Origin of the sequence: Clostridium sp. (genome assembly GCF_032576335.1) — a bacterium.
Classification (GTDB): Bacteria; Bacillota; Clostridia; order Oscillospirales; family Acutalibacteraceae; genus Faecalispora.
The window spans coordinates 62255-81811 of the sequence record NZ_JAWFXC010000005.1; the positions used below are offsets into that span (position 1 = coordinate 62255).

The 19557-nt window shown below is 45.4% G+C and carries 18 protein-coding genes and 1 riboswitch; of the genes, 8 read left to right on the top strand and 10 right to left on the bottom strand.

Annotated elements, in window-relative coordinates:
* Positions 1–23 precede the first annotated feature (23 nt).
* The 3 genes from E7L17_RS06965 to E7L17_RS06975 form a co-directional block, all read right to left on the bottom strand.
* Positions 24–1214: a hypothetical protein gene (locus E7L17_RS06965; RefSeq protein ID WP_316322535.1), complete on the bottom strand. Its 1191-nt coding sequence runs from the start codon at positions 1212–1214 to the stop codon at positions 24–26.
* A 181-nt stretch (positions 1215–1395) separates the two neighbouring features.
* Positions 1396–1884: a hypothetical protein gene (locus E7L17_RS06970; protein WP_316322536.1), complete on the bottom strand. Its 489-nt coding sequence runs from the start codon at positions 1882–1884 to the stop codon at positions 1396–1398.
* 164 nt (positions 1885–2048) lie between these two features.
* The gene (locus tag E7L17_RS06975; protein ID WP_316322537.1) at positions 2049–2273 is read right to left on the bottom strand and encodes a hypothetical protein; all 225 of its coding nucleotides are present in this window, start codon (positions 2271–2273) and stop codon (positions 2049–2051) included.
* A 201-nt stretch (positions 2274–2474) separates the two neighbouring features.
* Positions 2475–2589: riboswitch (FMN riboswitch) on the top strand.
* A 153-nt stretch (positions 2590–2742) separates the two neighbouring features.
* On the opposite strand from E7L17_RS06975, the gene ribD reads away from it, so the two are divergent.
* The 4 genes from ribD to ribE are packed head-to-tail and all read left to right on the top strand — an operon-like array spanning position 2743 to position 6163.
* Positions 2743–3843 carry a bifunctional diaminohydroxyphosphoribosylaminopyrimidine deaminase/5-amino-6-(5-phosphoribosylamino)uracil reductase RibD gene (ribD, locus tag E7L17_RS06980; RefSeq protein ID WP_316322538.1) on the top strand — a complete coding sequence of 367 codons (1101 nt, stop codon included), beginning with the start codon at positions 2743–2745 and terminating at the stop codon, positions 3841–3843.
* On the top strand, positions 3825–4463 hold the full coding sequence (locus tag E7L17_RS06985) for a riboflavin synthase (protein ID WP_316322539.1): 639 nt from the start codon (positions 3825–3827) through the stop codon (positions 4461–4463). Before ribD ends, E7L17_RS06985 begins: the two co-directional genes overlap by 19 nt.
* Before the next feature lie 11 nt (positions 4464–4474).
* A complete protein-coding gene (locus tag E7L17_RS06990; protein WP_316322540.1) occupies positions 4475–5674 on the top strand; it encodes a bifunctional 3,4-dihydroxy-2-butanone-4-phosphate synthase/GTP cyclohydrolase II in 1200 nt (399 codons plus the stop codon).
* A gap of 21 nt (positions 5675–5695) precedes the next feature.
* Positions 5696–6163: a 6,7-dimethyl-8-ribityllumazine synthase gene (ribE, locus tag E7L17_RS06995; RefSeq protein ID WP_316322541.1), complete on the top strand. Its 468-nt coding sequence runs from the start codon at positions 5696–5698 to the stop codon at positions 6161–6163.
* A 223-nt stretch (positions 6164–6386) separates the two neighbouring features.
* On the opposite strand, the gene aroD is transcribed toward ribE, so the two are convergent.
* From aroD to E7L17_RS07020, 5 genes are all read right to left on the bottom strand, one after another.
* Positions 6387–7148: a type I 3-dehydroquinate dehydratase gene (gene aroD, locus E7L17_RS07000; protein ID WP_316322542.1), complete on the bottom strand. Its 762-nt coding sequence runs from the start codon at positions 7146–7148 to the stop codon at positions 6387–6389.
* Positions 7149–7533: 385 nt separating this feature from the next.
* On the bottom strand, positions 7534–8475 hold the full coding sequence (locus E7L17_RS07005) for a transketolase family protein (RefSeq protein ID WP_316322543.1): 942 nt from the start codon (positions 8473–8475) through the stop codon (positions 7534–7536).
* Positions 8475–9311, bottom strand: a complete 837-nt coding sequence (locus E7L17_RS07010; RefSeq protein WP_316322766.1) for a transketolase — start codon at positions 9309–9311, stop codon at positions 8475–8477. The genes E7L17_RS07005 and E7L17_RS07010 overlap by 1 nt, the downstream gene beginning before the upstream one ends.
* An 8-nt stretch (positions 9312–9319) precedes the next feature.
* Positions 9320–9994 (bottom strand): aspartate/glutamate racemase family protein, encoded by a 675-nt coding sequence (locus E7L17_RS07015; protein ID WP_316322544.1) that lies wholly within the window; start codon positions 9992–9994, stop codon positions 9320–9322.
* Positions 9995–10249: 255 nt separating this feature from the next.
* Positions 10250–11146 (bottom strand): LysR family transcriptional regulator, encoded by an 897-nt coding sequence (locus E7L17_RS07020; RefSeq protein WP_316322545.1) that lies wholly within the window; start codon positions 11144–11146, stop codon positions 10250–10252.
* A gap of 223 nt (positions 11147–11369) precedes the next feature.
* Between E7L17_RS07020 and E7L17_RS07025 the strand changes: the two genes are divergently transcribed.
* The 4 genes from E7L17_RS07025 to E7L17_RS07040 all read left to right on the top strand — a co-directional run bounded on the left by E7L17_RS07025 (position 11370) and on the right by E7L17_RS07040 (position 16886).
* Positions 11370–13187 (top strand): thiamine pyrophosphate-binding protein, encoded by a 1818-nt coding sequence (locus tag E7L17_RS07025; RefSeq protein ID WP_316322546.1) that lies wholly within the window; start codon positions 11370–11372, stop codon positions 13185–13187.
* A gap of 75 nt (positions 13188–13262) precedes the next feature.
* Positions 13263–14099 carry a sugar phosphate isomerase/epimerase family protein gene (locus tag E7L17_RS07030; protein ID WP_316322547.1) on the top strand — a complete coding sequence of 279 codons (837 nt, stop codon included), beginning with the start codon at positions 13263–13265 and terminating at the stop codon, positions 14097–14099.
* A 128-nt stretch (positions 14100–14227) separates the two neighbouring features.
* A complete protein-coding gene (locus tag E7L17_RS07035) occupies positions 14228–15139 on the top strand; it encodes a shikimate dehydrogenase (protein WP_316322548.1) in 912 nt (303 codons plus the stop codon).
* A 280-nt stretch (positions 15140–15419) separates the two neighbouring features.
* Complete coding sequence (locus E7L17_RS07040; protein ID WP_316322549.1) at positions 15420–16886, top strand: Nramp family divalent metal transporter; 1467 nt, start codon at positions 15420–15422, stop codon at positions 16884–16886.
* A 314-nt stretch (positions 16887–17200) separates the two neighbouring features.
* Here E7L17_RS07040 and E7L17_RS07045 read toward each other — a convergent pair whose 3' ends face one another.
* Together E7L17_RS07045 and E7L17_RS07050 are read right to left on the bottom strand one after the other, a co-directional pair.
* Complete coding sequence (locus E7L17_RS07045; RefSeq protein WP_316322550.1) at positions 17201–18259, bottom strand: flavodoxin family protein; 1059 nt, start codon at positions 18257–18259, stop codon at positions 17201–17203.
* Between the two features lie 23 nt (positions 18260–18282).
* Positions 18283–19521: a lactate dehydrogenase gene (locus tag E7L17_RS07050; RefSeq protein ID WP_316322551.1), complete on the bottom strand. Its 1239-nt coding sequence runs from the start codon at positions 19519–19521 to the stop codon at positions 18283–18285.
* Between the last annotated feature and the right edge of the window lie 36 nt (positions 19522–19557).

Consider the following 19557-nt stretch of genomic DNA (forward strand, 5'->3'; position numbering starts at 1 on the left):
CCTTGCGGGCCGTTAAGATTGTTTTATTCAAGTTGAGTGATAACTAGGTGTGCCGAAACAGGTCTTGTTCCTCCAGCGAGGGGAGTAATAGTTAGTGCTGTTGGATTACCTGCAGGATTTCGAACAGTGATAATTGAATTAATAACTGTCGTTGTGACAAGAGCCATTCCCACTATTTGCGAAGTACCTGTTGCACGCCCTTCTACTGTATAAGCTAAGTCTGCTCCATTAAGAGTTAGAATCAGTTGGCCTGCTTCAGTCACACTCACTTGGAACAAAACTTGATAAGTGCCAATTGTTGCTAAGTTAAACGAGCTGGGGCCTATGCGAGTGATATTTGTTCCACTAATTGGTCCATCTTGTGGGAAACTCACATCAGTACCAGGAGCTACGGTTGCTGCATTATCAGGGGGCATTAACGCGAAGAAATCTGCAAAATTTAATAAAACTCCTCCTGTTGGACCGGTAGCGCCCGTTGGGCCTGTTGGTCCAGTTGGACCTGTTGCCCCCGTTGGGCCTGTTGGTCCAATGGGACCGGTATCACCCGTTGCTCCTGTTGGTCCAATCGGACCGGTAGCGCCCGTTGGGCCTGTTGGTCCAATGGGACCGGTATCACCAGTTGGGCCTGTTGGTCCAATGGGACCGGTAGCGCCCGTTGGGCCTGTTGGTCCAATGGGACCGGTAGCGCCAGTTGGACCTGTTGGTCCAATGGGACCGGTATCACCCGTTGCTCCTGTTGGTCCAATCGGACCGGTAGCGCCCGTTGGGCCTGTTGGTCCAATGGGACCGGTAGCGCCCGTTGCTCCTGTTGGTCCAATGGGACCGGTAGCGCCCGTTGGGCCTGTTGGTCCAATCGGACCGGTATCACCAGTTGGTCCAGTTGGTCCGGTAGCGCCCGTTGCTCCTGTTGGTCCAGTTGGACCGGTAGCGCCCGTTGCTCCTGTTAGTCCAATCGGACCAGTAGCGCCCGTTGCTCCTGTTGGTCCAGTTGGGCCGGTAGCGCCCGTTGCTCCTGTTAGTCCAATCGGGCCGGTAGCGCCCGTTGCTCCTGTTGGCCCAGTTGGGCCGGTTGGTCCCGTTGGGCCTGTGGGTCCTACGAATGCGCAACAGGAATTACAACAACAATCATTTTTTAGTTTACATATACATTCATTTGAATATATTTTCATCGTAGGTCGAAAACATTTATTTTGTGAAATATCATTATTTTCCATGACGATTCTCCTATAAAGCTAAATAAGCTGAAACTATAGACTTAATATTTCTATAATATGCTGTCATAAATAACCGGTTACGATATGTCTGAGTTAAAGAATCAAGAGGACTAATCTGACCGTCAAGCATAATGTCATCGGCCAGCTCTTGCATCTTTTCGGATGAGTAAAGCTGGAACGGCTAAACATATACTACATCACATGAATAAGCTATTTTTCGGTGCGCAAAGTCTGATGTTTCCACGATATAACCACAGGATATACCGCAAGCTTTGTATATAGGCAGGTTATTACTATAATTGCGGTGTGCCAGATAATCATTAAATACCAATATGTGTATGTGGTTCTTCTGTAAAGCGAGGGTGGTAGCAGTTACTACAGCCGAAAGGTTTTTTCCCTCACCTGTAGGAAGTTCTGCAATGCGTCCTTGCTGCATTGAATATGCGGCCATTAGTTGTGTGTCAAACAGTAATAGCCCTGTATTCCTCTTAATAATCTCTTTTAAAATGCTGTATGCTTCAGGCATTCTTTTTTCATGCAAAACACATTCCCGAAGCAATTCGGACAATTCGTATTCTGACTGACTGTTCCATTGGTAATCGTTTATCTTTCGAATAAAATCGGCGTATAAAGTATCAAGCCCTCTTTGAGAGCCTTTGTTTTTATTCATAAAAAATACTCCTTATCCATAACACTAATTGCGTTATGATGAAGGAGTATCTGATAATTTGCACATTAAATCAAGCGCCCAAACAAGAGCGTTTATTTTTGGGCGCAAAAACCCCTTCATCAAACACACATGATTTATATGTGAAGTTTCAGAAGAAGGAGTATTTATTCGTTCTTGCACACTGAAAGAGCCACGACAATGTAGCCGGTTTTATGCTTGGAAATTACAAATACAAAAGAGATAACCATAGTGAGTATTGCAGGAAAAAGCGCAATAATCGGGTTTAGCAATGCCATAGCGAATGCGGTCAGCGTGAGGAAATAAATGAAGCTATGAAAAGCACGGTTCTTAAAAAAGTTTGAATAATTAAAAAAGAAACCTAACATCATTTGTTTCCTCCTTTCACAATACAGTTATCAATAAAAATATATCATAACTATGTTAAACTGTCTATTAATTGTGCGTTGGAAATTGATACTAAAAATAACAGTGTGCGACCTATAGACCCTACGCACGTATTTGATCTACACTTAAATAAATACTTTCTGGTTGACAAGAACATATTAAGTGATAAAATAAACATAATTGAATAATATCTTCAGGGCAGGGTGCAATTCCCTACCGGTGGTAAAGCCCACGAGCCGCAAGGCATGATTCGGTGAGATTCCGAAGCCGACAGTACAGTCTGGATGAAAGAAGATAACAGCCGCAGTTTTCTGTGTGTATGCGATTTTTGCTCTGGAATATATTTTATATTCCAGAGCTTTTTATTTGCAGCAGCATAGTTTCACGCTTGTGGTAGAAAGAATGCCCTGAACTTTTTGTTCAAGGCATTCTTTCGTTTTATGGAGGTGCTGTATGAATGATATAGAATATATGCGCCTTGCTATTCAGCTCGCAAAGCAAGGCTACGGTTGGGTAAACCCTAATCCCATGGTAGGGGCAGTAATTGTTAAGAATGGAAGAATTATTGGGCAGAGCTATCACCAAAAATATGGCGAATTCCACGCAGAACGAAACGCACTGTCTGATTGCTACACATCGGCTGTCGGCGCAACGCTTTATGTTACGTTAGAGCCCTGCTGTCATTATGGTAGAACACCGCCCTGTACGGAGGCAATTATTGAAAGCGGCATCAGTCGTGTAGTGGTCGGTTCGTTTGATCCCAATCCAATGGTCGCAGGGAAAGGAATCGCTCTTTTACGCTCCCACGGAATTGAGGTAACAGAGGATATGGCAAAGGATGAATGCGACAAACTCAACATAAGCTTCTTCCATTACATCCAAAATAAAACGCCCTATGTAGTCATGAAATATGCAATGACCATGGACGGAAAAATCGCCACGCGCACCGGCCAATCCCAATGGATCACCGGCGAAAAGGCACGCCGCCGAGTACATGAGGATCGACACCGCTATTCTGCCATTATGGTAGGCGTAGGCACGGTTATTGCAGATGATCCAATGCTGACCTGTCGGTTGGAGAATGGCAGAAATCCCCTGCGTATCATCTGCGATACGAATTTAAGAACACCGTTGCAAGCAAAGCTTGTCACTACCACCGACATTGCTCCGACCCTCATCGTTACGGCTGTAACCGATACGAATCGCCATCAGCCATATCTGGCCGCAGGTTGTGCGGTTATGGTAGTACCGCAAAGGTCGAATCAAATTGACTTGAACAGCTTGATGCTAAGATTAGGTGAAAAACAGATTGACAGCCTTTTGCTGGAATGCGGCGGCACACTGAATTGGTCAGCACTGCAAAGCGGCATTGTGAATAAGGTACAGGCATATATCGCACCCAAACTGTTTGGCGGTAGCGGAAAAACTCCAGTAGAGGGCTTAGGTATTGATTCTCCCAGCGGAGCTTTTTTACTTAGCGCACCGGTCATCACACAGTTAGGTGAAGATATTTTATTAGAAAGTGAGGTGATTCGGTGTTCACAGGAATCATAGAAGAGGTGGGTAAAATACAGAGCATTCAAAAAGGAACAAGCTCTTCTGTTCTGTCAGTTCAGGCATCGGAGATTATGGACGACATTCACCTTGGCGACAGCGTTGCAGTAAACGGCGTCTGCCTTACAGTTATATCTATTTCTCCTAGCGGCTTTACCGCTGATGTAATGCATGAAACACTGAACCGTTCTTCCCTTGGGAACCTGCGAACAGGAAGCCCTGTCAATCTGGAACGAGCTATGCCCGCAAACGGCAGATTCGGTGGTCACATTGTTTCCGGGCATATCGACGGCACAGGTACAGTTTCCGATATTTGCAGAGATGATAATGCAGTTTGGTACACCATTAAAACGCCTTCGTCAGTTCTTCGATACATTATTGAAAAAGGTTCGATTGCCATTGACGGAATCAGCCTGACTGTGGCAAAGGTATCAAAGAACAGCTTTCGCGTTTCCATCATACCGCACACGGTATCAAGAACGACACTATCCAGCTGCCGTGTGGGTGATTCGGTTAATTTAGAGAATGACTGCATTGGCAAATATGTGGAACGACTTATAGAAAGAGTACCGCAAAACAGCAATATAACAGCTGGGTTTCTTGCTGAATACGGTTTTTAGGAGGTAAAAATATGTTTGAATACAGCACCATTGAAGAGGCGTTATCAGACCTTCGTCTTGGAAAAATCATTCTAGTTACAGACGATGAGGACAGAGAAGACGAGGGAGACTTTATTTGCGCAGCTGAGTTTGCCACCACTGAAAATGTGAATTTTATGGCGGTGCATGGCAAGGGTCTAATATGTATGCCCATGAGCGCAGAGCTTTGTAAAAAGCTGCAATTTCCCCAAATGGTCAGTGATAACAAAGATAACCACGAAACAGCGTTTACCGTATCCGTTGACCATATCGATACCACTACTGGAATTTCAGCAGCAGAGCGCAGCATCACCGCTATGAAATGTATTTCGGACGATGCCAAGCCAGAGGATTTTCGCCGCCCTGGCCATATGTTTCCACTGCTTGCAAAAAGGAACGGCGTTTTGGAGAGAAATGGACATACCGAGGCAACCGTAGATTTGATGCGGTTGGCGGGTTTGAAAGAATGCGGTCTTTGCTGTGAAATTATGAGGGATGACGGAACCATGATGCGCACGCCGGAACTAATGGAGTTGGCGCAGAAATGGGGTCTTAAAATGGTTACAATCAAGGCCCTGCAGGAATACCGCAAACGAAATGATAAGCTCGTGGAGCAGGTGACCTGTACCACTATGCCAACAAAGTATGGTGAGTTCATGGCCTACGGATACGTCAGCAAGCTCAATGGTGAACATCATGTCGCGCTGGTCAAAGGTGAGATTGGGGATGGCGAAAATCTGCTGTGCCGTGTTCATTCTGAGTGCCTTACCGGGGATGCGTTTGGTTCTACGCGCTGTGACTGCGGCCAGCAGTTCGCAGTTGCCATGAGCCAAATTGAAAAGGAGGGGAGGGGTATTCTGCTTTACATGCGTCAGGAAGGGCGTGGAATTGGCCTAATAAATAAGCTGCGTGCCTATGCGCTTCAGGATCAGGGCATGGATACTTTGGAGGCGAATCTTGCACTTGGCTTTCCAGCAGATATGCGGGAGTATTTCATCGGCGCGCAGATATTGCATGACCTTGGAGCCAAGACCCTACGATTGCTAACCAATAATCCGGATAAGGTCTATCAGCTTTCCGGGTTTGGGTTGGAAATCATTGAGCGCATTCCCATTGAAATGGACGCTACCGATGACGACCGATTCTACCTTGAAACTAAGCAGAACAAAATGGGCCATATCTTACATTATTAAATTAAAAGGGAGATTACATTTATGAAAATATTTGAAGGTAAACTTGTATCTAAGGACATTCGGATTGGTATTGTTGCCGCACGGTTTAATGAATTTATTACAAGCAAGCTGCTTGGCGGCGCTCTTGACGGTCTAAAACGTCATGAGGTCAGTGAGGACAGCATTGAGATTGCTTGGGTACCGGGTGCCTTTGAAATTCCTCTCATTGCTTCTAAAATGGCGAAAAGCGGAAAATATGATGCGATCATTTGCCTTGGTGCAGTCATTCGTGGCAGCACAACTCACTACGACTATGTGTGTAGTGAGGTCTCCAAGGGGATTGCTCATGTATCTCTAAATAGTGATATACCAGTAATGTTCGGTGTGTTGACAACAGAAAACATAGAGCAAGCGATTGAGCGAGCCGGCACCAAGGCCGGTAATAAAGGGTTTGACTGTGCGGTTGGTGCAATTGAAATGGTAAATCTCATTCGAGAGATACAAGCCTAATAAGTTAATTTTTAATTCAAAAAGCTTATTAAAGCTGTAAGTCGTAAAATTATCTCTGTGCTAAACTTAACATTTTCTAAGTTTTGCTTCACAACCAAAGCGCTTTTCTTTGGCTTTTGGCATCATAGCTTTCTATAAAAGAAAAGGCCGACACTCTGAAGTGTCGGCCTTTTTAATCCTAAGTGATTAAATAACACGTTTTCATAATTGGTGTTAACACTTTTTAAATGACTTGATGGATATCCTGCAAGAGATGATGGAGCGTTTCGGTATCAATTTGTCCGGGTGCAGATGCTTTTTTCACAGTTCCGAAAGTCAGCGAAGATCCGAAGATTTCACCGGTAATGCGGCTGACTACTCCCATTTTAGCCATAGACATTGTAATGATTGGCTTCTTTGCATATTTCTGTCGCATAATTGCCGTAGCTTCCAATAATTTGATGACATCTATTTCGTCTTGGGGCATAACCGCGATTTTACAGATATCGGCTCCTAGATCCTGTATTTTTCTCATCCGATTAACCATTTCTTCCTGGGAAGGTGTACTGTCAAACTGATGGCTTGACCCAATTACTTTCACACCTGCCGCATGCGCGCTATCTATCATTTTTTCTGCAATTGTCTCCCAAGCCAATACCTCTACATCAATCAAATCCACGTAGCCCGTCGCCACGACAGCCTGATTGATTTCTACATATGCTTCTGGATTCAGGTCAATTTTGCCGCCCTCTCTCATGGTGCGCAGAGTAAACAGCAAGGGAATTTGATTTAAAATAGAAGACAGCTTCTTTAGAACATCCTTCACTTCTTCGATATTCAACGCACCTTCAAACCAGTCTACGCGCCACTCAACCATATCTACTCGACTGTTTATGATGTCCAATGCGTCCTCAATGATTTCTTTTTTCGTGTTGGCTACAATGGGAACACATATTTTGGGGATTCCCTCTCCGATTGTTACGTTCTTTACAGTAACTGTACTCATCTATTCCACCTCTTACTGTCCTCAAGCTGTAACGTAGGTTTCTTCCATACGTCATGCAATTTACCGCTTTAAATCGATACAATAAATTTTACTTTCATTTTATTAATTTGTCAATACGTTCTTAACTTCATTTGAATATGTGCGCTTTTGCGTAAGACCCCTCCGAGAAAAGGGAAAATAACGATCTGACTATGTACAAGAGTTGTAATTTTAAATAAGATTATCTTGGGGCAAGTCAAAAGAGCCGATTTTATTAATCGGCTCTTTCACCAACGCTTACACGTTTTAGGTGCAGATGAAAAGCATGCAAATACGTACAGTCAAGTTTCCATTCATGCAACATTGCGTTTCAGATGCGCACTGATAAAGTCATTAGCCAATAGAATTAGTGGGATTTCTTTTTGCTCATCACTTCTTTTACCGCAGAAACAATATCTGGTACCGACATTTTGTGCTCAGCATAGAGTAACTCAGCATCTCCCGAGGAAGCAAATCGATCCTGCACACCAATACGCTTCAAGGGGGTGGGGATTTTTTCGCTCAATACCTCTGCAACTGCAGATCCCAATCCACCTATGATATTGTGATCCTCTACTGTGACCACGGCACCAGTCTCTTTGGCGGCCTTGATAATTGCTTCTTCATCCAAAGGTTTAATTGTATGAATTTCAATTACCTTAACACCGATGCCCTCCGCATGTAGGCGTTTGGATGCTTCTATCGCCTTAGAAAGTAGAATGCCAGAGGCAAAAATAGCAGCATTATTGCCGTCGTCCACAATGGTGTCTGCCTTGCCTAGTTTAAATTCATAGTTGGCCGGGTCGTGAATGTCATCTGCCGGATTGCGGTGAAGTCGAATGTACAGTGGTCCGTCAAAGTCAATGGCTGCTTTAGCGACTGCCCTAGCAGATACCTCGTCGGAGGGTTGCACAATTGTCATATTGGGCATAGCCCGAAAAATAGCAACATCTTCAATCGCAGCATGTGTGGCTCCGTCGCCTCCAACCTGAAGACCGACATGGGTACCAACTACAGTTACATTCAGCTTGGGGTAGCAAATAAATTGCCTCACCTGTTCGCAGGCACGCATACTGGTGAAAACAGCAAAGGTAGAGGCAAAGACCTTGTTTCCGCAGCTGGCAAAGCCCGCCGCTGTGCCCATCAGATTTTGCTCCGCAATACCAATGGAAAATTCCCGCTCTGGGTAAAGCTTCCCAAAATTCTCCAAGGCGCAGGCCTTGGTATCTGCGTTACACACTACGAAGTCTTTTGTTGCTGCAAGCTCTGTCAGCTCCTTGCCAAAAGCAAATCTTGTTGCGATTCCCATTACTGCCCGCCTCCCATTTTCAATTCAGCAAGAGCTTGTTCTTCTTGCTTTGCGTTGGGGGCCTGACCATGCCATGCCGCCACGTTCTCCATAAAAGAGACACCCTTGCCCTTTACTGTCTTTGCCAGAATCACCACTGGACCTTCCGTCTGTTTCGCCTGATCAAGAGAAGCCAGCACCTGTTCCATATCGTTGCCGTCCGCCACTTGAATGACTTTCCAGCCAAAAGCACGCCATTTGTCGGGCAAAGGCTCTACACTCATAATCTCGTCAATGGTGCCGTTTATTTGCAGGTTATTACAGTCAACAATAGCAATGATGTTTTTTACTTTATGGTGGGCGGCGCACATAGCTGCCTCCCAAACCATGCCTTCCTGCAGTTCACCGTCTCCCATCATGACATAGACTCTGTAGTTCAGCTTCTTCATTCTGGCGGATAAAGCCATTCCCACTCCGACCGCGAGTCCGTTGCCGAGAGAACCAGAGGAGATGTCTACGCCGGGGGTCTTATTCATGTCTGGGTGACCCTGTAAAATAGAACCATATTCCCGCAGTTTGGTTAGATTCGACACGTCGAAGTACCCTTTTCGTGCTAGAGCAGAATATAAAATGGGGCAGCAGTGTCCCTTAGAGAGAACAAAACGGTCGCGGTCATATTTACGGGGGTTTTTCGGGTCTATATTTTCCAATGAGTCAAAATAGAGGGCAGTTACGTATTCCGCCGCTGAAAGGGAGCCACCGGGATGCCCCGAACCCGCCTTGCTCACCATGGCAATTACATCTTGTCGAAGCTGGCTGCACATAGCTTCCAGAGTGGGGATATCTCTTGTCTTCATTTCCATATTTACAACCCCTTAATCCGTTCCACTACCATGTTCAGCCCGGAATAAAAACTGCATAGCAGCGGAGTTTTTACATCCTTCAGGTCGGGCAGAAGAGCCCGCATGCTTACCTGAGCCATAACAATCGCATCGTATCCCATGCTGTCAAGCTTGCGGATTTCCTCCAGCAGAATTTCATTGTGACGCTTTGCGTCGCCGGAGGACAGTGCTTCCCACGCTTCCTGCTGAACAACAGAGTGAATCTGCATTTCTTTGCCCTCTTCTTGGCCGAGTCTCTCTATCAGCCGGCGGCTAGGAGCTTGAGTAGTCATTAAAGTGGAGATAAGGGCGATTTTGCTGCCAAGAGAGACGGCCTCACGGGCCATCGGCTCGTCGATTCTCACCACAGGGACAGAAGAAAACTTTTGACATAGCTCTGCCACATCTCCCATGGTGGAACAGGAGAACAAGATCAGGTCTGCTCCAGCCTTTTCCGCCGCCATCGTATAAAGTATTGTGCGCTCGATGACCGCCTTGGTGGGAATGCCCGCGTCACGTACATCAGCCAGAACGGTATCATCGGTAATATACGTCACCCGGATGCCCGGTAGTTTTTGTTGCAGATATGCTACCGTATCCTCTCGTTTTGCAAAGCTAGTTTGCAAAATGGTAATTTGTTTGTTTGTTTGATTAGACATAGTAATATAACATGCTCCTTTCCAGAATGTTATTCACAAATCCGATTATTCCAAATCCACAGCTTCAGTATATCTCTCAATAATCTTCATGTAAAATACCGTTATTTTAGTTAGAACAAAAATTTTTCTATAATCTACTACAAATCCCCCTTAACATTGCTAAAATTGCGATGCTAAGGGGGATTTATCTACAGTTTTTATAGCCGTTATATAGATCTGTTCGTGTACCAGCTCAGGCGAGCCACAAATGGTGTTCTATTTGTTTTCTGCAAATTCCTCAACGATAAAATCTCTCAGTCTTCGAGCCGTGGGGGGCAAATACCGTTCCTTCACCCATTGCAGATAAATTTTCCGGCCCAGCAGCTCGTTGTCTGGTTGGGCAAAGGGGATAATACAAACATTGTTGCTGTGGAAGGAGGGAACCACAGGGGCGATGGCCACCGCCATTTCAGAGCTAATAAACGCCCCCATAGCGGAACATTCCGCTACACTGAGTACAAACTTAGGCTCCAGACCGCGTGCGCGGAAGCAAGCAGAAATATGCCCGGTAATATTGCTGTTCGGACCCAAAGAGATTAAGCCTTCGTCTTTTAAATCTTTGATAAAAACGCTCTCCCTTTTGGCCAATGGATGGTTTTGAGGTACGATCAGATTTAGCTCTTGAGTGAAAATCTGCGTACTAATCAAGTCTTGCTCCCGACTCTCGCCGGAAATAATCAGGTCAAGAGACCCCTCCATTAATTTATCGATGAGCAGGCGATTTACACCCTGGACGCAGCTAACGGTAATGTTACCATTTTCCTTATTGGTATAAAAGCGCTCCAAAAGCTGGGGGATAAAGTCAAAGCTGATGCTGTATATGTTTCCTAAATTAATCGAGCCTGTGAAAGGATCGGCCAATTCATAGGCTTTAATTTGTATTGCCTCCAGCTTATCCAGAGCTACCCTCACATATGGCAATATGGATTCCCCGAAATGGGTGAGAAACGTCTTATTGTCCCTGCGCTCAAACAGAGGAAAGCCCAATTCCTTCTCCAACTCAGAAATGGAATAGCTCAAACTTGGCTGTGAAACATAAAGCTGGTTGGCGGCCTTAGTGTAGTGAAGAACCTCCGCCATGACGGAAAAGCACTTTAGCTGTTGTATCGTCATAAAACACCCTCCCCGATTTGACTTATATTCAGAATACCATGCGCAGCTTTAAATGTCACCATTGCAACCTTATTAAAATTATTTTGCTGGCCATTGAAATCATTAATTGGACTTTTTATCTAATTTTGATTAGAATTAAGCCACCGAATTAGTTCTCATATCCAAATTCACATGACTTAATTTTATAATTGCTACTAAATGTTGGAAAGGATGTACTTACTATATGAAAAAGCTTTTATCTTACCAGATTGTGGATTATCTTGAGCGTAGAGATGTAAAATATGTGTTTGGCTTGTGCGGGCATACCGTTATTGCCATGCTGGATGCACTGAAGGACTCCAAAAAATTAAAATTTATTTCTGTTCGTCATGAGCAGATTGCATCTACTGCTGCGGATGGCTACGCTCGCATTACCAAAAAGGCAAGCGTAGTGATGTGCCACCTAGGCCCAGGTTTGTCGAATGCCACCACTGGTGTGCTCAATGCTGCTCTAGATTCCATCCCCATGGTAGTAATCGCCGGAGACGTGCCCAGCTACTATTATGGAAAACACCCTCATCAGGAAGTGAATATGCACTGTGACGGCAGTCAATATGATATGTACAAACCTTTTGTTAAGCGCGCCTGGCGAGTGGATACTCCCGAGATGATGCCAGAGATTTTAGATAAAGCTTTTCGTTTGGCGGAAAGCGGACGTCCGGGACCCGTACTAATCTCTGTTCCTATGGATATTTTCTCAAGAGAAATTGATACGGAATATTTTGCCCGTACTTATCGCGATAGTCGAATCACGGTTCGACCTGCTCTTGATCCTGATGTTGCCAAAGAAATCGCTAGTAAATTGGTGGCCGCAAAGCAACCTGTTCTCCATGCGGGTGGTGGTATTCTTTCCTCCGGCGCTTCCGATGAATTGGCAGCATTGGCAGAGTTTTTGGATATTCCGATTTCCCGTACTTTAATGGGGCAGGGCTGTGTTCCCGATACCCATCCCTTAATGTTGGGTCAGACTGGCTTCTGGGGTTTTGAACTAACCCATAAAATGACCACCGAGGCAGACGTTATTTTGGCTCTGGGCACTCGTTTGGCCGAAGCAGACAGTTCCAGTTGGTATGAAGGAGTCACTTTTGATTCTGAGCGAACTCATTTCTTGCAAATTGATATAGACCCCAGTGAAATTGGCCGCAATTATCCTGTGGATATTGGAGCTATTGCGGATTTGAAGCCTGCCTTGAAGCAAATTCTGGCGGAAGTAAAGCTGCTGTGCCCGGAGGGCCGCAGTCATCCAGAATTACGGGCAACGATTGCAAAAGAAAAAGCCCATTTCAAACAGGAAAACCAGCCAATTTGTGACGACAACCGTTTTCCAATGGCACCTCAGCGTATTTTGCGTGATGTGAAAAAACTTCTGCCTAGCGATGCCATCATCGTAACCGATGTAGGTTGGAATAAGAACGGCATGGCACAGCAGTACGATATTGAGGTTCCCGGCTCGATACACCACTGCTCCGGCCTGGCTACTATGGGCTTTGGTTCCGCTGCTTTGTTGGGTGTTAAGCTGGCTGCTCCTGATAAAAAGGTAATCACTCTAATTGGTGATGGTGGCTTTGGCACCAATCCCTCCGTGCTGGCTGCAGCCAAAGAGTATGGTATTAATGTGGTTTGGGTAGTTATGAACAATGCCGCATTTGGGACTATCGCCGGTCTTGAGGCGGCAAACTATAATACCCGTTTTGGTACCGTGTTTCATACTCCCAACGGAGAACGTTATACTCCTCAATGGTCAGTCATTGCGCAGGGATATGGCATAAAGTCTAGGAAAGTAGTATCTGCCGACGATTTCTCTGCCGCACTGAAAGAGGCTTTGGAAGCCGACGAGCCTTATTTGCTGGATGTTCCCATGGAAAATATCGTTGTTCCAACTCCCGGCTGCTGGAACATTAACGATATCTATTCTCCCAACGAGTTGGTTGATAACGGCAGATTGGTTAAAAAGGAAAACGGCAAATATGTTAGCCCTTCCCACGCAAAATCTCATAAGTAATGACATTAGGGGGGCTGTCGCAATTCATTTGTTGTGGCAGCCTATTTTAAATTATTTAGAATGAGGGAATTTAGAATGAGAACCTATTCATTGGCCTGCTTAACGATTCCAGGAATTCATCCTGTAGAACAAATAAGAATCGCCAAAGAAGCAGGGTATGACTATGTCAGTCTGCGAACCATTCCCATGCATTTGCCCGGTGAACCGGAATATTTACTACATAAAGACATTCGGCTTTTTCAGGCAGTAAAGGAAGCACTGGCAGAATACGATATCTCTCTGTTGGATATAGAGCTGGCTCGTATTCGGCCAGATATTGACATCAATGAGTATGAGCCCGCATTTGAAGCGGCTGCCAAGTTGGGAGCTACTGATGTACTGGGTAGCGTTTGGGTTCGAGATCGTAAATTTTATATGGAGCAGGCAGGGCTAATTGCAGATATGGCGGCTCGCTATGGATTGAATTATAACATTGAATTTTTACCATGGGCTGGAGTTCGCAATTTGCAGGAGGGCATCACTCTCGTTGATGAGTTACAACGTGATAACTTATTCCTTCTAGTGGATATTCTTCACGCCGGGCGTGCAGGAGTAACAGCCGCAGAATTGGCTCGTACGAATCCCAAATATTTTCGTTTTATCCATTTATGTGACGGTCCCACCTGTTTGGATGGAGAATGTGTTGCAGGCAATATTAATGATCCTTTTTTATTTCACATCGCTCGGGAAGCCCGACTTTACCCGGGGGATGGAATCATGGATATTTGTGGAATGATACAGGCACTGCCAAACCTACCTCTTTCCATTGAGTTGCCTAATTTAGAATATATTAAGCAATTTGGAGCGGCTGGTCATGCTAGAAACTGTATTGATAAGGCAAAAGCGTACTTTGCGGCAAATAACCTAGATTGAAAAATTACAGCTTCGTTTTTGGGGATATAAGTACCTTTATGTGTACATTTCCAATTCGGAAATTACCTTAAGATTAAGGAGTGTAATGGTTACATAATTCCTTCTTTATAAGAAAAAGAGGTTACAGGATGATAATTGATGTTAATACAAAAATAATTACCCTCATTGGTACGCCGCTTTCACAGTCCTTTGCAGCTCAAATGCAGAACGTAGGGTATCAGGCGGCAGGCCTCAATATGATTTATTTCTATACCGAAGCGGATAAAGAGCATTTAGGAGATATTGTCAATGGACTGCGGTATATGAATACTGCGGGTTTTGCTGTTACAAAACCCAACAAGGTTCGGGTACTGCGCTATCTCGATGAGTTGGACCCACTATGTCAGAAAATGGGAGCGTGCAACACCGTAGTAAAAACCCTTGATGGTAAGTTAATTGGCTATAACACCGACGGAATCGGATTTTATACTTCTTTAACGCAGGAAGCAGGAATCAAGGTTGATCAAAGCGTGTTTTTCTGCTTTGGCGGCGGAGGAGCAGGGCGTGCCATGTGTTCGGTTTTGGCCTATTATGGTGCCAAAAAGATTTATATTACAGATGTTTTTGAACCCTGCGCAAAAGCTCTGGTTGAAGACATCAATGAAAATTTTGCTCCGGTGGCTGAATTTGTGCACCACGGGGATTTCTCAAAGCTAGCCGATTGCAATGTAGTAATCAATGCAAGCGGGGTAGGAATGGGGGAGAGCATTGGCCGCAGCCCTTTGCAAAAAGAATACATACAACCCGGACAGTTCTACTTTGACGCATGCTACAATCCAGCAAAAACTCAGTTTTTGTTGGATGCGGAAGAAAAAGGCTGCTGTGTACTAAACGGATTAGGGATGTCTTTGTATCAGGGTGTTGCACAAATTGAACTTTGGAGCGGGGAAAAGGCACCTGTTGAAGCGATGCGTCTAGAGTTAATGAGGATTGTAGAGGAGAAGAAAGCGACTTCCAATTTACAAGAGTCCTGCTGCGCAGTTCATGCTTGCAGTAGGTAGTGCTTCCTAAAAACGCTCGATTGCTTCTTATTGTCGTACGTAAAGTGTCATGTTCCTTTGGTTCCTTGAAATACAACTTGCGGGATCCCGGCAAATATTTGCCATAGCGGTAGAAGCTATGAACGTTGTTGCGCTGGTATAACGAGTATGCGTTCACCATGCAAGCTCATTTTTCAGGGGGGTATCTTATTTAGTGGTAGAACGAATTTGCAGGCTAGCGATTTCTCAACTTTCATTTGCCTTTGTTACAGTACGAAAAAAATGAAAAGGAGTGCTTTTAATGACAGATACAAAAACGAAATCTGTTGCAATGACAATGCCTGAACCCGATCCCAAATTAAAAGCCGGCAAATTCAAAGATCTTTTACGTTATCTTGGCCCAGGAATTATTGTGGCATCTGCATCAATTGGCAATGGAGAGATTTTCTTCGCCAGCCGTGAAGGTTCACTATTTGGCTTTTCTCTTCTCTGGACTTTTTTATTGTGTGCAATTATGAAGGGGAGCGTAGTTTTCGTTGGCTCCAAGTTTGCAACATTAACCGGAGAACATCCAGCTACCCGATGGGGGCAGATTCTTCCAGGCTCAAAAAACTGGGTCGCTATTTTCTTGGGCATTGTAGCTGCCATTGCCATCCCATCCTCCATCTGCGGTTTTATTAAGGTGTTGGGGCAATGGACCTGCTGGACCTTTGGAATAGACACAAACTATACCGTGCTATGCGGAACAATTTGGGCCTTGGTTGGATTCTTATTTGTCTTTTTCAGTTATGAAAAGATGGAGAAAGTATCTACTGCAATTGTTCTAATACTTGTCATTTTCGCATTGCTTGCAGTCTTTGTCTCTAATCCAGACTGGATCGCAATGTTACAGGGGTTTGTTCCAACCATTCCGGCCGGGTATCCTGAATGGGTGCAGACAAAAAGACCTGAAATTCTTTCCGGACCCATTCTGCTGGAAATCGTCAGCGCAGTTGGCATCCTTGGCGGTGGAATCCAGGATTATCTCGGTTACATGGGTACAATGAGCGAAAAGAACTGGGGCATGTATGGGAATCAAAATATTTCAGACATTCAGGCATCTCTGAAAAACTTATCTGGCAAAGAAACAATTCCGCTGCCGGAAGATGAAGCTACAGTTTCGAATGCCAAGGGGTGGTTAAAAGCCGTTAAGATTGATAACGTTACATCTTTCACCGCTGTCTGGCTAGTAGGTTCGATTTTCATGATTCTTGGTAACGTTGTACTTGGAACCAATGGAATGCAGGTTGTTCCTTCCAATGACCAGATTATTCAAAATCAAGCTCACTTCTTCTCTGTAATTTCTCCTGGTCTGGTGTTGTTGTATAAGGCCGCTATTTTCTGCGCATTCTTTGGTGGGCTCGTAGCACTCAGCACTCAGGTTTACCCCGCAACATTCCGTGCATGCTTTTCTCCAGCATTCCCTGCCATTCATAAACCAGAAAATAAATTTAAAACTCGCTTATGGGTTGCAGTTTTTTGTATTTTTGGTGGTATTTTATTGGCATGGACCAATATTACTTATACTTTCATTCTTCAGGTTGCAACTGTAATTGGCAGTGTTTTTGGAATCGGTCTAGTCGGTCTCTTACTTCTTTGGACTGAGAAAAAAAGCTTGCCTAAAGAATATCAACTAAAACCTGTTTGGTTTACACTGACGCTTGTAAGTAGCATTATTATGGTTTTACTGGGTGTTATCGCATTTTTACAGTTGTTTAAATTCATCTAAAACTCTAAAAAAACAAGCTCATCAATATGGGCTTGTTTTTTTTTACGAAATTTAAGTGTATTTTTGGATGAGCCGCATTCCTATAATGACTTTGTTATTCAAATTCTAATCTCTGTTCGCAAAGCTAATGGGAATTCTTGCTTTTAGAAGAATGGTCCCTTCTCACTGCCTCAGTGATTTTTTCGAGGCTATACAGAATGCAACAGGCGAAATTTGAGGTGAAGTTGAGATATTAAGCCGCAACTTCCAAGAAGTTATCTTCAACAAGAAACAGGGAAGCTCTGTATGAAGCAGAGTTTCCCTGTTTAAATGCTTTAATTTAGCAGAGTGCAGCGGATTCGGGAGGCAAAATCATCGAGTCTCTCTCCAATTCCCGGTAGGGATAATGCCTCACCGGGGTCATTGGCCGTCTCCAGCATGGAAAACCGGCTGGGGAGATAGAAAGATTTATTCATATTCATTCCGGCAATCAACTGCCGAGCAACAATATCTCCTCCAGAATAACCGGATACCACTATGGAGAAAAGCGCCTTGTCGTAAAAACGTGTTTGGCGAAACAAGGCGGTAAGGCGGTTAATAAAGGCGGTCATATTAGCAGACATTGCATCATTATAATTGGGACATAGCATTACCACTCCCGCACAACGGCGAACGGCAGGGTACACCTCATCCTGCATTACACCGCCGTAAAAGCATTCTCCCCGCTCACCAAAGTGAAGGCACATGGTATAGGGGCAGCCTGAGCAGTCAGACAAAGTACCGTTACGCAACCCAATTTCGGTCACAATAAACGCATCGCCAAGGCGAGCTTTCACCTCACTCCAGAGTGCCATTGTGTTGGAAGTATGGTGGTTTGAGGCGTGTAGTACCAATAACTCTGGCTTCTCCGGCTTGGGGAAGCACTCTTTCTCTATTCTGTCGGCAAGCTCTCGGGCGGCTGCTTGATAGGCTCCCGGTAAATCGGTATGGAGCTGTTTCGCCTGTACCTTAAAGTTCACCAGCGAACCGGTGCCCTCCACTAGCGGGCGGCCCAAAAATGCACAGCCTGCTAGGTTCGCTGCCAACGTTAGCTCCGCCGCGGCCGATTTGGTATACAAAGGGGAAGTTCCGTCTACGATTAATCCTGCCGTGCAGCCCTTAAGCAGCTCGGGTTCTCGGCGCAGGCGGGCCAACAGCCTGCTATACTCTATGTTTGTGCCGGTATCTCCTAGCGGTAAGGCAAACAGGAGACGCTCGCCAGTCAGGTCGGTTAGCTCCTCTGCGCGGCGTAATGTGCGGGTCTGCCGCCCCTCCAGAGCGAAACGTAAAATTTCGTCCAGACGTATGTCTGCTCCTTGAACGTCCGGATGGGGATAGATTACTATCAAGGACATTCCAATACCTTCTTTATAAACAGTTATAAAATCTCTTTCAAGTGCTCTGCCGCTTCACGAATATGGCCAAACAGTTCTTCTGGAATGTGGGGCAGCAATTCGGTTTCAATACCAGCTGGGGTAAAACGATTCTTCACACCCATATAAATACCGTCCAGAAAAACAGAGCCGCAGTGCCACTCCCCCCGCAAGGCAAGCAGTAGAGACAATGCACCAGAGGATAAAGCGGGGGCCACATAGGGCTTAAATCCCAGCTCACGCATTTTTAAATTGGCTGTCACCGTAAGGTGTGTCAGCTCTTGAGACAGCGCTTCATCATAGTGATCGATGGAATTGGCTATGAAAAGTCCTGTGCCGTGAGGGCCGAAGGAACGCCCTTCCGACAGAAAAGAGGACAATCTCGTGTCCCGTTTTGCATAATAGGCAGCCCGGGCGTTCATCACACCAAGGCCAAAGCCCTGAATCTGTTCGGGGCGCAGGCCCTTGCCATCCCAAACGCCAGATTCATCGCGGTTGCTTTCCAGATATGCCGTTTTTGCTAAGGGATCCACTGGGTCGGACACGGCGCACCACAAGCCCTGGAACTGAGCGTCACGAGCCATTTTGGCATAGTGCTTTACGATGGCGGCATTTGCCTCAAATTGAGCCATACGCACATCTTTCACCTGAGAGCCAACCGGAGGAATCCCTTTGGAGGCAACAAAAACAAATACATCACAGTCAAAAATGCGGTCGGGGGAGACAATTTCTACTTCCGGCAGGGCGTCGTAATCCCAAGGAATTGCGACCTGACCCATCTCAAACTCCCAGCGAGAAGTAATTTGATCCGATACATCGCAGATACCGATGGAGGAAATGACATCCCCGCCCATTAGTTTTAATCCGGTGAGTAATGTAGAGCCAACATCCCCAATCGCCACGATATTGACCCGCCGCTTACCAGTTTTTGGAGCGGCATTGAGCAGGTCTTCCCAACCGATGCGGCCGGTATTAATGGCGGTGAGGCGACCCTCAGCAATAGCGGCTTGGGTGGGTGCATCCACCTCTACTTCAGTCATACGGGAGGCGTCCAGCACCTCCAGCCCGTGCGGGTCTAATAACTGCCCCGGGTGGCCTACACGAAAAGAGCCTCTACCCAAAACCGCATCCCCAGAGACCGGAGCAAAGAGCATCCCTTCTGTCACCGGAGCAATGGGTGAGCGAAAGCCGTCTTGAGGGGTAAGAGATACGAGGTTAGCGCCCTTATAACTGTAGTAATACATAGCATCACCTTCCAAAAAAGTTTAAGTTTATAAAAC

Bases quoted from the DNA above. Each gene is read 5' to 3' on its own strand.
- E7L17_RS06965 (WP_316322535.1), bottom strand. From the start codon at position 1,214: ATGGAAAATAATGATATTTCACAAAATAAATGTTTTCGACCTACGATG.
- E7L17_RS06970 (WP_316322536.1), bottom strand. From the start codon at position 1,884: ATGAATAAAAACAAAGGCTCTCAAAGAGGGCTTGATACTTTATACGCC.
- E7L17_RS06975 (WP_316322537.1), bottom strand. From the start codon at position 2,273: ATGATGTTAGGTTTCTTTTTTAATTATTCAAACTTTTTTAAGAACCGT.
- ribD (WP_316322538.1), top strand. From the start codon at position 2,743: ATGAATGATATAGAATATATGCGCCTTGCTATTCAGCTCGCAAAGCAA.
- E7L17_RS06990 (WP_316322540.1), top strand. From the start codon at position 4,475: ATGTTTGAATACAGCACCATTGAAGAGGCGTTATCAGACCTTCGTCTT.
- ribE (WP_316322541.1), top strand. From the start codon at position 5,696: ATGAAAATATTTGAAGGTAAACTTGTATCTAAGGACATTCGGATTGGT.
- aroD (WP_316322542.1), bottom strand. From the start codon at position 7,148: ATGAGTACAGTTACTGTAAAGAACGTAACAATCGGAGAGGGAATCCCC.
- E7L17_RS07005 (WP_316322543.1), bottom strand. From the start codon at position 8,475: ATGGGAATCGCAACAAGATTTGCTTTTGGCAAGGAGCTGACAGAGCTT.
- E7L17_RS07010 (WP_316322766.1), bottom strand. From the start codon at position 9,311: ATGAAGACAAGAGATATCCCCACTCTGGAAGCTATGTGCAGCCAGCTT.
- E7L17_RS07015 (WP_316322544.1), bottom strand. From the start codon at position 9,994: ATGTCTAATCAAACAAACAAACAAATTACCATTTTGCAAACTAGCTTT.
- E7L17_RS07020 (WP_316322545.1), bottom strand. From the start codon at position 11,146: ATGACGATACAACAGCTAAAGTGCTTTTCCGTCATGGCGGAGGTTCTT.
- E7L17_RS07025 (WP_316322546.1), top strand. From the start codon at position 11,370: ATGAAAAAGCTTTTATCTTACCAGATTGTGGATTATCTTGAGCGTAGA.
- E7L17_RS07030 (WP_316322547.1), top strand. From the start codon at position 13,263: ATGAGAACCTATTCATTGGCCTGCTTAACGATTCCAGGAATTCATCCT.
- E7L17_RS07035 (WP_316322548.1), top strand. From the start codon at position 14,228: ATGATAATTGATGTTAATACAAAAATAATTACCCTCATTGGTACGCCG.
- E7L17_RS07040 (WP_316322549.1), top strand. From the start codon at position 15,420: ATGACAGATACAAAAACGAAATCTGTTGCAATGACAATGCCTGAACCC.
- E7L17_RS07045 (WP_316322550.1), bottom strand. From the start codon at position 18,259: ATGTCCTTGATAGTAATCTATCCCCATCCGGACGTTCAAGGAGCAGAC.
- E7L17_RS07050 (WP_316322551.1), bottom strand. From the start codon at position 19,521: ATGTATTACTACAGTTATAAGGGCGCTAACCTCGTATCTCTTACCCCT.